13 protein-coding genes are annotated in these 14,230 nt (G+C 34.2%); 7 read left to right on the plus strand and 6 right to left on the minus strand.

Features of this window, described 5'->3' with window-relative positions:
• From ltrA to DPN68_RS12390, 4 genes are all read right to left on the minus strand, one after another.
• A partial coding sequence (gene ltrA / locus DPN68_RS12370; protein WP_113988696.1) for a group II intron reverse transcriptase/maturase occupies positions 1-838 on the minus strand: 838 nt, incomplete at its 3' end.
• Between the two features lie 802 nt (positions 839-1,640).
• The gene (gene lpdA, locus DPN68_RS12380; RefSeq protein WP_113989958.1) at positions 1,641-3,044 is read right to left on the minus strand and encodes a dihydrolipoyl dehydrogenase; all 1,404 of its coding nucleotides are present in this window, start codon (positions 3,042-3,044) and stop codon (positions 1,641-1,643) included.
• Between the two features lie 173 nt (positions 3,045-3,217).
• A complete protein-coding gene (locus tag DPN68_RS12385) occupies positions 3,218-3,622 on the minus strand; it encodes a hypothetical protein (RefSeq protein ID WP_113989980.1) in 405 nt (134 codons plus the stop codon).
• Between the two features lie 156 nt (positions 3,623-3,778).
• A complete protein-coding gene (locus tag DPN68_RS12390; protein WP_113989959.1) occupies positions 3,779-4,231 on the minus strand; it encodes an Lrp/AsnC family transcriptional regulator in 453 nt (150 codons plus the stop codon).
• A 180-nt stretch (positions 4,232-4,411) separates the two neighbouring features.
• Between DPN68_RS12390 and DPN68_RS12395 the strand changes: the two genes are divergently transcribed.
• The 7 genes from DPN68_RS12395 (at position 4,412) to DPN68_RS12425 (ending at position 12,927) form a co-directional block, all read left to right on the plus strand.
• A complete protein-coding gene (locus tag DPN68_RS12395) occupies positions 4,412-5,614 on the plus strand; it encodes an aminotransferase class I/II-fold pyridoxal phosphate-dependent enzyme (protein WP_113989960.1) in 1,203 nt (400 codons plus the stop codon).
• 118 nt (positions 5,615-5,732) lie between these two features.
• On the plus strand, positions 5,733-7,190 hold the full coding sequence (gene nhaC / locus DPN68_RS12400) for a Na+/H+ antiporter NhaC (protein ID WP_113989961.1): 1,458 nt from the start codon (positions 5,733-5,735) through the stop codon (positions 7,188-7,190).
• A gap of 149 nt (positions 7,191-7,339) precedes the next feature.
• Positions 7,340-9,517: a catalase/peroxidase HPI gene (katG, locus tag DPN68_RS12405; RefSeq protein ID WP_113989962.1), complete on the plus strand. Its 2,178-nt coding sequence runs from the start codon at positions 7,340-7,342 to the stop codon at positions 9,515-9,517.
• Between the two features lie 199 nt (positions 9,518-9,716).
• Complete coding sequence (locus tag DPN68_RS12410; protein ID WP_113989963.1) at positions 9,717-10,352, plus strand: peroxiredoxin; 636 nt, start codon at positions 9,717-9,719, stop codon at positions 10,350-10,352.
• 72 nt (positions 10,353-10,424) lie between these two features.
• Positions 10,425-10,733, plus strand: a complete 309-nt coding sequence (locus DPN68_RS12415) for a thioredoxin family protein (protein ID WP_113989981.1) — start codon at positions 10,425-10,427, stop codon at positions 10,731-10,733.
• A gap of 52 nt (positions 10,734-10,785) precedes the next feature.
• On the plus strand, positions 10,786-11,043 hold the full coding sequence (locus DPN68_RS12420) for a DUF6952 family protein (protein WP_113989964.1): 258 nt from the start codon (positions 10,786-10,788) through the stop codon (positions 11,041-11,043).
• A 147-nt stretch (positions 11,044-11,190) separates the two neighbouring features.
• On the plus strand, positions 11,191-12,927 hold the full coding sequence (locus tag DPN68_RS12425; RefSeq protein ID WP_113989965.1) for an alpha/beta fold hydrolase: 1,737 nt from the start codon (positions 11,191-11,193) through the stop codon (positions 12,925-12,927).
• A 48-nt stretch (positions 12,928-12,975) separates the two neighbouring features.
• Here the strand turns inward: DPN68_RS12425 and DPN68_RS12430 are convergent, their stop codons facing one another.
• Together DPN68_RS12430 and DPN68_RS12435 are read right to left on the minus strand one after the other, a co-directional pair.
• The gene (locus DPN68_RS12430; protein ID WP_113989966.1) at positions 12,976-13,584 is read right to left on the minus strand and encodes an arsenate-mycothiol transferase ArsC; all 609 of its coding nucleotides are present in this window, start codon (positions 13,582-13,584) and stop codon (positions 12,976-12,978) included.
• A gap of 24 nt (positions 13,585-13,608) precedes the next feature.
• Complete coding sequence (locus DPN68_RS12435) at positions 13,609-14,223, minus strand: class I SAM-dependent methyltransferase (RefSeq protein ID WP_113989967.1); 615 nt, start codon at positions 14,221-14,223, stop codon at positions 13,609-13,611.
• Between the last annotated feature and the right edge of the window lie 7 nt (positions 14,224-14,230).

Raw genomic sequence — 14,230 nt, forward strand, 5'->3', positions numbered from 1 at the left:
TTCCTTTATTGTAAACGGGCACAAATCCAAAGCCAAGTAACGTAAAGTTAGAGGGTTTTCTAATCCCACTCTTTTCCTCGTTGATGGTTAGTTTGAGCTTGTTCTTAAGGAACTTTTCAATCACTACGCTCGTAGCTTTCGCTTGATTATGGCTCTTGCAGTAGATACTAAAATCATCAGCGTAACGAACGAATTTATGTCCTCTTCGGGTCATTTCTTTATCCAATTGATGGAGTAAGATGTTAGACAATAGTGGGCTTAAAGGAGAACCTTGCGGAACGCCTTTTCTTCGTTTTCGTAGCTTTCCGTTGATTTTAATCGGTGCTCGAAGCCATTTGCGAATGAGTTGCATTGTGGTTTTGCATTTCACTTTTTGAAACAACAAATTCAGAAGTAAACAATGGTCAACTTCATCAAAGAAATTTTTCAAGTCAATATCCACAATGTGGTTCAGTCCTGAATGGATGTAGTCCCGTGCTTGTCCAACGGCTTGTCGGGCATTTTTGTTAGGTCTAAATCCAAAACTGCTGGGTTTGAATTCGGGTTCAAATAAAGGTGCGATGCTTTGTGAAACCGCTTGTTGCAACACTCGTTCGCTTGTTGTGGGAACTCCCAATAATCGGGTTTTTCCGTTGCCTTTGGGAATTTCTATTCCTAAAATGGGTTGAATTTGATAATTTCCTTGTTTTATTTCCATAATTAACTGGTCTTTCTTTTCTGGGAATACCTTGCGGAGTTCTTTGATAGAAACGCCATCAACACCTGCACTACCTTTATTGGCAATGACGTGTTCCAATGCTTTTTGAAAGTTGTATGGATGTACTACTTTTTCAATCATCTTAGTTTTGTTTTAACCTGTTTTCGTTAAGTAGGGCTATCTACCTAGGCAAGATTCCATTACTTATTGAAAACCTCTTTGCGTTCAGTCCTTCCTTGTTTGTGAGACCTGTGCGGTATCTATTCACACCTCGTTGCTTTCAAGTACTATGACCTCTGCTGACTTCTCTTTGTGATTAACTCGTAATCTAAGAGACCTCCCCTAGTAACCGCTTTTTCCTTCCGTCTATTCCTGGTACATCTACATGACAGTAATCTGATTTAGTAGCATGTTCAGAACACTGTTTTGGACTTCGTATTGCTGTGGATACTCATCCTTACTGCTATGCCTCTTATGTACTTTCTGTTCGTCAGTACAGACTTTTGCCGTTTGACTTCCTTCAGTGCATACCTCGCGGTAAACCACCTTGTCACGTACTAAACCTTCGAGACGTTACTCTCGCGGTTAAGGGACTCACACCCTCTGGAAAAATAACACCCCGAAAATTAGTTTTTGTAGTCAAAATTTGTATTTTTGAACTATTTGAAAAGCTTTCGGGGTGTGTCCTGCATATGCAGGGCACACACATCGGCTATAAGCAATTGGTTTTTAAGTGATTAAATGAAAAGTAAGTGAATAAATTAAACGTCTGTGCTAAACCGAAAAGTTTGGGCAAAAAATCCCCAACTGCTCATAGCCAAGAACCGTTAAAAACCAACCTAAAAAAGCTATTTTTAACTCCTCCCCATCTTTAAAATAAAACAAAAATCCCAAACTCCATTGGAATTTGGAATTTGGGATTTAAAATTTTAATATTTATTTACTAAACGTGTAATGCTCTGTTATCTGTAGCTGCTAAAGCTGCTTCTTTGATAGCTTCTGCAAACGTTGGGTGTGCGTGACTCATTCTTGAAATATCTTCTGCACTTGCTCTGAATTCCATAGCTGTAACTGCTTCTGCGATTAAATCGGCACATCTTGCTCCAATCATGTGAACACCTAAAACTTCATCAGTTTTGGCATCGGCTAAGATTTTTACAAATCCGTCAGTGTCGCCACCTGCTCTAGCTCTTCCTAATGCTTTGAAAGGGAAACTTCCTGCTTTGTAGGCCACACCATCTGCTTTTAATTGCTCTTCTGTTTTTCCAACAGCGGCAACTTCTGGCCAAGTGTACACTACACCGGGAATTAAATTATAATCGATATGTGGTTTTTGTCCAGCTAAAATTTCGGCAACCATTACTCCTTCTTCTTCCGCTTTGTGTGCTAACATTGCTCCACGAACTACATCACCAATCGCATAAACATTTGAAGCCGAAGTTTGTAAATGATCGTTTACTTCGATTTGACCTCTATCAGTAACTTTTACACCAGCTTTTTCAGCATTTAAACCATCTGTATAAGGACGACGACCCACAGAAACTAATGAATAATCACCTTCTAACGTGATGATTTCTCCTTTAGCGTTTTCTGCTTTTACCGTTACTACATCTCCAGCTCTTTCAACCGATTGTACTTTGTGAGACGTGTAGAATTTCATTCCTTGTTTTTTCAACACTTTAGTCAATTCTTTTGATAAAGAAGCGTCCATTCCTGGGATAATTCTGTCCATAAATTCTACTACAGAAACTTGCGCTCCTAAACGTAAATATACTTGACCTAATTCGATTCCAATAACACCACCACCAATGATTACCAAATGTTTTGGAACTTCTTTTAGCTTTAACGCTTCAGTTGAAGTGATGATTCTGTCTTTATCTAATTGGATAAAAGGTAAGTTGGAAGGTTTAGAACCTGTAGCAATAATAATATTTTTTGATTCGATGATTTCCGAAGAACCATCTGCTTTAGTCACTTTTACAGAAGTAGCGCTTTCAAACGAACCTACTCCATTAAAAACCGTGATGTTGTTTTTATCCATTAAGAATTTTACACCACCTGAAGTTTGATCCACAACTGCTTGTTTACGAGCAATCATTTTTTCTAAATTCACTTTTACTTCACCTGAAACTTCAATTCCGTGGTCTGCAAAATGTTGTAACTCTTCATAATAATGCGAAGAAGCTAATAATGCTTTCGATGGAATACATCCTACATTTAAACATGTTCCTCCAAGAGTGGAATATTTTTCAATAATTGCAGTTTTAAAACCTAATTGCGCGCAACGGATAGCCGAAACATATCCTCCAGGTCCAGAACCTATAATGGTTACATCAAATTGACTCATGATTTTATATAAAGTTTGTTGTTTGACTTAAATTCGGATACAAAAGTAAGGCTTTTTGAATTAATTATTTGTTACTTTTTTGGTAAATTATTATAGGTGGAATTCCAAAAAAACAAAGTCAAATTTGTTTTTTTTGGAATTACTACTAAAAGGTTTAAAAAGTTATATTAACATTATCTAGAAGCATAATAATCTCTAACCCATGCTATTACTTGATTCTCTGTTAAACTATCTGCTTTTTCAACAGCTAAACTTTCAAACGTATATAGTTTTTGTGCTACTAATTCTTTGTATAATTTATCACCCGTTTGAGCTGGTCCGAATATTACAACAGCGTCTGCATCTTTTATAAAAAAAGTGATTTTCTTAAAATAATCTGCAAACTGACGTGTTTCTCGTTCTAAAAACTTACTGTCCTGAATCACGTCTTGTGGACCGCCTTTTACTCTAGTTCCACTTCCTCCAAGTGGACGAAACTCTTCTACTTCAGACTCAATTGTGTCAATTCGTTCATTTCCTGATTCAATGGAAATAATTTTAGCTTCTCTTTTGTCAATCCAAATCCCTATCTTTTTCATAATATTGTATTTTAAAGTTGCTAAATGTTTATAAGTTTCTTTTATATGAAACAACATTCTACAATATACAAAAAAATAGTCAATTTATCTGTGTTTTATTTAATTTATTGAATAAAATCAGTAAACTTCTAAACTAAAACCATTCAACTTTTTTTATTACAATTTAAAAGCCGTTGTATTTTTAACTTGTCCAATAACAAAAGAACTGTGTGTGCTTCCAATGTGATGCAAACCGGTTAATTTAGTTATCATAAACTCTCGAAAAGTTTCCATGTCTTGAACCGCAACTTTTAGAATATAATCGTAATCGCCACTTACGTGAAAACACTCTAAAACCTCATCTAGTTGCATTACTTCATTTTCAAAAGTGGTTATAAAATCTTTGGTATGTTGCACTAATTTTACATGACAAAACACCACAAACGCTTTTTCAACTTTTTTAGCATCCAAAAGTGCTACGTATTTTCTAATTACGCCTTCACGTTCTAGTTTTTTAATTCTTTCATAAACAGCAGTAACCGAAAGATTTAAAACCATTGAAAGTTCTTTGGTAGTTTTTTTGGTATCGTCTTGTAGTAAACCTAACAACTTTTTATCTATTGCGTCCATGTTTTTTTAGTTTGTGGTTTATTGTTTGTGGTTTATTGTTGATAAATTGATTATTTGTAGTTTAAAAATCTACTATAAAGCAAATTTAATGAATAAAAAACTAATTTTTAATCAATCTATTGAAAATTAATTTAGTATTTCCGAATTTTGATTTCAATTAAACAACTAAAGCTCAAAGTTATGAAAAATTTTAATCCTGCAGACAATATTCAAGATTTACAATATTTTGGTGAATTTGGTGGTGTAAACCCATCTATTTCTGATTCTTCAACCTATACTTTCTTATCAGCAAAAACCATGTTCGATACTTTCGAGGGTAATGCTGAAGGTTGTTATTTATATTCACGCCATTCGTCGCCAAGTAATTTATATTTAGACAAAGCATTGGCAGCAATGGAAGGAACAGAATCGGCAAACGTTGCGGCTTCTGGAATGGGTGCTATTACTCCTACTTTATTGCAATTGTGTGGAAATGGCGATCATATTGTTTCAAGTAGAACGATTTATGGTGGTACGTATGCCTTTTTAAAGAATTTTGTTCCAAGAATGGGCATCAAAACTACCTTTGTTGATATTACTAAATTAGACATCGTAGAAGCTGCAATCACTCCAAATACCAAAGTTTTATACTGCGAAACGGTAAGTAATCCATTATTGGAAGTTGCTGATATTGCTTCATTGGCAAAAATTGCTAAAAAACACAACATCAAATTAGTAGTCGATAATACATTTTCACCTTTATCAGTTGCTCCTGCAAAATTGGGTGCTGATATCGTGATTCATTCCTTAACCAAATACATCAACGGAAGTAGCGATACAGTTGGTGGCGTAACTTGTGCTTCGCAAGAATTCATCAATAGTTTAAAAAATGTAAACGATGGCGCAAGTATGCTTTTAGGTCCAACAATGGATAGTTTACGTTCGGCTTCTGTAATGAAGAATTTAAGAACATTGCACATCAGAATGAAACAACACAGCCATAACGCAATGTATTTGGCTAACCAATTTGAAGCAGCTGGAATTAAAACCGTTTACCCAGGTTTAGCAAGTCACCCAAGTCATGAGATTTACAAAAGCATGATTAATCCAGAATATGGTTTTGGAGGTATGATGACAATTGATGTAGGAAGTTTAGATAAAGCCAATGCGTTAATGGAATTAATGCAAGAAAGAAACTTAGGTTATTTAGCCGTAAGTTTAGGATTCTATAAAACATTATTCAGTGCTCCAGGAACTTCAACTTCTTCTGAAATTCCACTGGAAGAACAAGCAGAAATGGGATTAACTGATGGATTAATCCGTTTTTCAATTGGTTTAGATAACGATATTGAAAGAACGTATCAAATGATGAAACAATGTATGATTGAATTGGAAATTTTATAATACATTATCTTTTAAAAGCATAAAAATCCGATTTAGCAATGAATCGGATTTTTTATTTATTTATAAAACTTTGACAATCATTTCACATTTTCTATATTGCGGCTTCAAACAAACTTAAATGGATACAAAAATTACCACAAATAAAGAACTCAGCATTTGGGAAGCTTTAATTCCTGTATTTGCTTTAATTGGAATGTTAGCTTTTAATGTATTTGTATTTGGCGATAGCGCACTAGGTGGAAGCAATCAATTTGTTTTACTATTAGGAGGAGCAGTTGCTGCAATAATGGGCTTTATGAATAAAGTTTCATACAAAACCATGCTTAATGAAGTTGCCGAAAACGTTAAATCAACTGCCGGAGCTTTATTGATTTTATTAATGGTAGGTGCTCTTGCTGGAACTTGGTTAGTGAGTGGCGTTATTCCTGCAATGATATACTATGGATTACAAATATTGAGTCCCACTATATTTTTACCTGCAACATTAATTATTTGTTCTGTAATTTCAATTGCAACAGGTAGTTCATGGACTACTTCAGCAACAGTAGGAATTGCTTTAATTGGAATTGGCGGTGCTTTGGGATTTGATTTAGGGATGGTTGCTGGAGCAGTTATATCAGGTGCCTATTTTGGCGATAAATTATCACCAATGTCTGACACTACCAATTTGGCTCCTGCAATGGCTGGAACGGATTTGTTTACACATATTCGTTACATGACATTAACAACAATTCCTACTTATATTATTACTTTTATTTTATTTGTAATTTTAGGATTGGCTTTCGATTCAGATGGAGTTGTTGAAACAACCGCACTACTTACCGATATTAAAACTGCCTTCAACATCAATGGTTGGCTATTTATTGTTCCAATTGTAGTTATTGGATTAATCATTAAGAAAACAGAACCGTTAATTGCACTTTTGATTGGAACTTTATTGGGAGGTCTTTTTGCATTATTATTTCAACCAAATATTGTTTTGTTGCTTTCTGGTGAAACAAAATTAAATTTCATTAGTGCTTACAAAGGTGTAATGAACGCAATCACAACAAAATCAGTAATACCAACAGACAACGCAACTTTAACCGACTTATTCACATCTGGAGGAATGGAAAAAATGTTGGGAACAATTTGGTTAATTATTTGCGCTATGGTTTTTGGCGGAATAATGGACGCAATTGGAGCACTTTCTAAAATTAGTCAAGTATTATTATCCTTAGCTAAATCAACTTTTGGTTTATTTGCTTCAACCGTTGGAAGTTGTTTGGCATTGAACATCACGGCTTCCGACCAATATTTAGCAATTGTAGTTCCAGGTAAAATGTTTGCTCAAGCCTATAAAGATAAAGGGTTAGCACCTGAAAACTTAAGTAGAACAATCGAAGATTCTGGAACGGTAACTTCCGTTTTAATTCCTTGGAATACTTGTGGAGCCTATCATGCATCTACATTAGGAGTTAGTACTTTTGAATTGTTACCTTTCGCTTTTTTCAATCTTATTAGTCCAATAATGACTTTAATTTTTGCCGCATTTAACATTAAAATAAAACAATTAACTTCAAGTATCGAAAAATAATTTTACATAGATAAAATCTATTTTTGTATAAAATTTAACCATTACTTTAACAAGGTAATGGTTTTTTTATTTGTAAATTAGCAAAATAAAATCCTTTCAAATAAACATTTTACAATAAAATAACACAATCTTTAAAAATTTACTATTCTATGGAACATTCAAATGACATCAGCAAATGCCCATTTCATCAAAACCAAAAAAGCTTAAGTGATGGTGTAAAAAATCACGATTGGTGGCCAAAATCTTTAAATTTAGATATTCTACACCAACATGACACCAAAACCAATCCATTGGGAGAAAACTTCAATTACGCTGAAGAATTTAAAAAACTAGATTTAGAAGCCTTAAAAAATGATTTAAAAAACTTAATGACCGATAGCCAGGACTGGTGGCCAGCGGATTGGGGTCATTATGGTGGTTTGTTTATTCGTATGGCATGGCACTCTGCTGGAACCTACAGAATTTCGGATGGTCGTGGTGGTTCTGGAACAGGAAACTTAAGATTTGCTCCATTAAACAGTTGGCCAGATAACGGAAACTTAGATAAAGCAAGACGCTTACTTTGGCCAATTAAAAAGAAATACGGAAATAAAATTTCTTGGGCTGATTTAATGATTTTGGCAGGAAATATGGCTTACGAATCCATGGGTTTAAAAACTTTCGGATTTGCTGGAGGTCGTGAAGATATTTGGCATCCTGAAAAAGATATTTATTGGGGAGCCGAAAAAGAATGGTTAGCCGCATCAGGAGGAGAAGGAACAAGATATTCAGGCGAAAGAGATTTAGAAAATCCGTTAGCAGCTGTAATGATGGGGTTAATTTACGTAAACCCAGAGGGCGTTGATGGCCAACCTGATCCATTAAAAACCGCTCATGATGTCCGTATCACATTCAAACGAATGGCTATGAACGATGAGGAAACCGTAGCTTTAACAGCTGGAGGTCACACCGTTGGAAAAGCACACGGAAATGGTGATGCTTCTACTTTAGGTCCAGAACCAGAGGCTGGTGCTATAGAAAACCAAGGTTTTGGCTGGTTAAATCCAAATGGTGGCGGAGCAAATGCGGTTACCAGTGGATTGGAAGGTTCATGGACAACACATCCAACGCGTTGGGATAACGAATATTTCAATTTGTTATTAAACCACGATTGGGAATTAAAGAAAAGTCCGGCTGGCGCTTGGCAATGGGAACCAATCAACATCAAGGAAGAAGACAAACCAATCGATGCTCACAATCCGTCTGTAAGAAGAAATCCGATTATGACCGATGCCGACATGGCGATGAAAATGGATCCGGCTTATAGAGAGATTTCGGAACGTTTTCATAAAGATCAAGCCTATTTCTCAGAAGTATTTGCAAGAGCTTGGTTCAAATTAACGCACAGAGATTTAGGTCCAAAGAACCGCTATTTAGGCGCTGATGCACCAAAAGAAGATTTGATTTGGCAAGATCCAATCCCAACAGTAGATTATACTTTAACCGATGCTGAAATTGAAGATTTAAAAGTAAAATTATTGAATTCAGGATTAACTAGAACGGAGTTAATCAATACCGCTTGGGACAGCGCAAGAACATTTAGAGGTTCCGACATGAGAGGAGGCGCTAATGGAGCAAGAATCCGATTAGAACCACAGAGAAATTGGGTTGCCAATGAACCAGAAAGATTACAAAAAGTATTAAACAAATTAGTCGAAATTCAAGCTGGTTTATCGAAAAAAATAAGTTTAGCAGATTTGATTGTTTTAGGCGGAAGCGCTGCAATCGAACAAGCCGCAAAAGAAGGCGGATTTAACGTTAAAGTTCCTTTCAACGCTGGAAGAGGTGATGCTTCACAAGAAATGACAGATGCTGAATCATTTGAAGTATTAGAACCAACAAACGATGCCTTCAGAAACTTCATGAAAGCAAAATATGTTGTAGAACCTGAAGAATTAATGTTGGATAAAGCACAATTATTGGGATTAACTGCTTCAGAAATGACGGCTTTAATCGGAGGAATGCGTGTTTTAGGAAGCAACTTTGGAGGAACCAAACATGGTGTTTTCACGGATAAAGAAGGTATACTTACCAATGATTTCTTCGTAAACTTAACCGACATGAACTATTCTTGGAAACCTGTTGGTGACAATCTATACAACATCGTAAACAGAAAAACAGGCGTAACCAAATGGACTGCGACAAGAGTTGATTTAATCTTTGGTTCGAATTCTGTTTTACGTGCTTATGCAGAAGTCTATGCGCAAGACGATAACAAAGAAAAATTTGTGAAAGATTTCATCCATACTTGGGTAAAAGTCATGAATGCGGATCGCTTTGATTTGTAACCAATACATTATATCACTAAGAACCTTCAATTTTATTGGAGGTTTTTTTATGAATAAAAACCAATTAAATGGATTAAAAAAACACTATCAATTTTACTTATAATTTAATAAGAAATTAGCATTAACTTACTATTGAATTGGCTGAATTTTCAGTAATTTTGCACCGTGAAAAACAATAGTAACATTTAAATACAAAATCATGGCATTAGTTGGAAAAAAATTCCCAAACATTACAGTAGATGCAATCTCTTTTATGGGAGATAACTTAAGAATTAACGTTTTAGAAGAAGCAGTAAACAACAACAAAAAAGTAATTTTATTTTGGTATCCAAAAGACTTTACTTTTGTTTGTCCAACAGAATTACACGCTTTTCAAGCAGCTTTACAAGAATTTGAAAAAAGAAATACAATGGTAATTGGTGCTTCTTGTGATACTAACGAAGTACATTTTGCATGGTTAAATACAGCAAAAAACAACGGTGGAATTGAAGGTGTAACTTACCCACTTTTAGCTGATACTACAAGAAACTTAGCTGCTGCTTTAGACATTTTAGATGCAGAATGGGTTTACAATCAAGAAGTAAATGATGAAATCTTAGAAGGTTCAAACGTAACTTTTAGAGCGACTTACTTAATTGATGAAACAGGTAAGATTTTCCACGAAAGTGTTAACGATATGCCATTAGGAAGAAACGTAAACGAGTACTTAAGATTAATCGATGCGTATACACACGTTCAAACTAAAGGTGAAGTTTGTCCAGCTAACTGGGAAGAAGGAAAAGAAGCAATGAATGCTGATAGAAATTCAACTGCGGCTTATTTAGCGGCTAATTAATATTTGTTTCAAGTTTCAGGTTTCAGGTTATTCAACTTGGAACTTGAAACTTTAAACTTTAAACTAAAAAAAATGTTTACAGAAATAGAACAAGATAATTTAGCGGAAATTATTGCCAACAATGAAACGGTTGTGGTACAATACTCAGCTTCATGGTGTGGCAATTGCCGTATTATGAAACCAAAATTCAAAATGATGGCATCGCAAAACGAAGCTATTCCTTTTTTAATGGTTGATGCAGAACAATTTCCAGAATCTAGAAAATTAGCAAAAGTGGACAATTTACCAACATTTGCTACTTTTAAAAATGGCGTTTTGGTCAACCAAACACAAACTAATAAAGCTGAAGTTTTAGCGGAATTGGTAACAGAAGTAATCTAATTTCAATGTTTAACTTAAAACTTGAAACCTTAAACTTGAAACAAAATTAATTATGAAATTACCCGTAATCAAACAATTAACCCAATTCATCGAAGAGAATGACCAAGACTACATTGTAGAAACAATAGAAGTTTTGGAGAATCTTTGTGAAGTTCCTTCGTTAAAAGATGAAGAACTGGATGTAATTGGTGAACTAATTTCCAATATGTATGGCGCATTGGAAGTCCATAAAATGGTGAAAAATGGTGCCGATAAAAAAACCGCACTCAACGACTTTATGAAACGTGTTTTAGGCTCCATAGACAAATAATTTTTTCAATAATATAATTTAAAGCTTTATGTTTTTCACATAAAGCTTTTTTTATACAAATAACTTAGGTTGATAAAATTTTATATGCATTCATAGTAATTTAACAATTTATTTATATATTCGTAATTAATTGTAAATAATTTGTTTATGAATAAAACTACCCCCCTAGTAAGTTTACTTTTATTTTTTTTATTTTTTAATGCTTTTGGTCAGGTTACTGAACTTCAATACAAACCTAGACCGGCAGCTTACGAATTTTATCAGAATTTTGGAGATACCTTAATCGTTAGTTTACGAACTCCCAATGTTGAAAATTCATTTGAAAGTAAATTACCTTATCCAATGATTTTTATACATGGATTAAATTCTAGTTCGGAAACTTGGAACGATTCCTTCAACTATTACAACAGTCAATACGGATGGCAATTTGGAGGAAGATTTGATTTTTGTTTGAATGCAGATGGAAACAATGCAACTACCAATCTAAATTTTTTTCCAACTCCAGGTGCTGATATTGCAGCGTTTGAAACCACGGTTCAAAATGGTGATTATTACTCAGTCAATTTCAATGTAAATACAGATGGATCAATTGGAAGTGCTGCATTAAGCAACCAATCTGCTATTTACAAACAAGGCGTTGCTGTAAAAAAAGCTGTTGAAAGAGTCATGCAGCTGACTGGAAAAGATAAAGTTATTTTAGTTGGACATAGTATGGGCGGCTTGGCTTCTAGACAATACATTCAAAACCCTGAAAATTGGCAAGCAGACAATTACCATCATGTAGCTAAATTACTAACACTCGGAACACCACACGGCGGAAGTAACGCAAGTGATTCTGGATTGGGGTGGTTTGCAGGAATTGACACTAGAAGTGAAGCTATTAGAGATTTAAAAATTTCTTATTATTACAGTGGTGATCAAGGAAGGTTCCTTTTTGGCGGACAAGAAATCAACAATTCATCCAATATGAACGAACATTTAGCCGATCCTGATTTTTACAATATTGATGTTAACTGTAATGGTATTTTGGGTGAAAATATTGTTGGTCTAAATGCTAAGCCTATTGATCATTTTATCGATTATTCCACTGTAATTGGCAGAATTACAAACTTATTTGGGTCAAATATTACTACAGATGGAGTTGTTGAAGAACCGCAATCAAGAATGGATACTTATTTAACTGGTTTAACTTATCCAACCAAAGTTTTTCTTTTTAACTCAGGTTATGATTTGATAGAGAATCATACAGAATTACCTGGATATTACTACCAAATGATGCAAGGTTTAGACGAACCTAATTTTAGACAACTAGCTTACCAAGTTCAAACAAATAAAGAATATACTGGTTTTACAACCGTTCAAAGTCCGGTTGGTGCAGATAATGACTTTTTTAAATTTACTGTTGATAATACTTATGATGCAACTGTAAACGTTAGCAGCATTGTTACAAGTTCCATGAATGCTACAATATTAGATAGTGCTGGAAATCCAGTTGGAGCTTCTCAAAGCAATTCTGGAAGTACAATTGGTTTCACTAGAGTTTTAACTGCTGGTGATTATTTCTTACGAATTGTAAGCACCAATCCAACGAACACTAATTACCAAACACCTTACCGATTCACCATTAATACCACTTTAGCAACTCCAACAAATGCTTTTGCTGATTTAATGTATTATCCAAATCCAGTTAAGGATGTTTTACACTTAGACAATATCTCACTTTCAAAAGTTAGTGTATTTAGTGTTTTAGGACAATTAGTAGCAGAAAAGAGCTTTGATTCAACAACTAATTCAATCGACTTAAGTCAGCTAAATAGTGGCATTTACTTAGTTGTCTTGGAAGGTGAAAACCAACAGCATACAATCAAAATTATTAAGGAATAACTTAAGTACATAAAAAATGAAACGCTCAATAAAATTGAGCGTTTTTTTTTATTTTATTTGAGAAAACACATAATGCATTTCAGAAGCAATTTCTAAACTTCGTTCAGCATATTTGGCATTCATAAATTCGGTTCCGTCAAAAGCTTTTGGATCATCATAACGAATTGGTAAACGCTTTTCTGCTCCTGCAATAAAAGGACAACCTTCGTCCGCTTGTGAACAAGTCATAATTGCAGCAAAATGAGATTGTGGATTGAACGTGGCATCAAAAACTTTCGAAAAACAAATTAATGAATGCTCATTTTCATCAAATTTTACCGCGTAAACCGGATTTTTTTCTTCGCTTAACTTTTCAATTTGAAATCCTTGATTTTGCAAAGTTTCTCCAACTTTTGGAAACATTGCTGTTGCTTCCGTTCCGCCAGAATAACAAAATACATTTTTAATTCCAAAATGAAATGCCATAGTTTGTGCCCAAATTTGTGACAAATGACTTCTTCTTGAATTATGCGTACAAATGAAATTTAAGCGCACTTCTTCGTTTGTATTTACTTTGTTTTGAATGTACTGTACCAAAGTATTTAAAATTTCTTTTCTTTCCTCAGAAACAGGAATTTCAGCAATTGATTTGATGGTATTTGATAAATTGTCGAACATATATTTTAAATAATTAAGATTTCTTTAAACTCTTTTAAAAACGCAAAAAATAAAATGTTGTGTTGTATCAAACGGTGTTTGATGGTTTTCGGTAAAACAGTTTATTTTTGAAAATCCTGTTTGAAAAATAGCTTCAAATTTAGCTTCTGAATATTGTGTGATTTCTAATCCGCTACATTTTAATGGTCCGTTTTCTGAAAAAGTTCCCATAAAAAGTAAACCATTGGTATGCATTACATTGGTAACTAAAGATTTATATTTAGAAATTTCAGTTTCATTGGTTAAAAAATGAAAACTAGCTCTATCGTGCCAAACATCAAATCTAGTTTCAGGTTGAAAATCCAAAACATCTGAAACAATGAATGTCACTAGTTTAGCTTTTTCTCCTAACCTGTCTTTAATTCGGTTGATTGCATTTTCAGAAATATCTAATAGATGTAAATTGGTATAACCCAATTCCAATAAGTTATCAATCAAATAGCTATCACCACCGCCAATATCAATGATTTTAGCATTTTTTGGAATTTGATTTTCAACAAAAAAGTTGATTGAAGTTGTTGGCTTTTGTTGGTACCAACTCACCTCTGTTTCTTGCTTAGTAGCAAATACTTTTTCCCAATGTTCTTTTTTTTCTGACATGTTTTAT

The organism is Flavobacterium tibetense (genome assembly GCF_003293845.1).
GTDB classification, from domain to species: domain Bacteria; phylum Bacteroidota; class Bacteroidia; order Flavobacteriales; family Flavobacteriaceae; genus Flavobacterium; species Flavobacterium tibetense.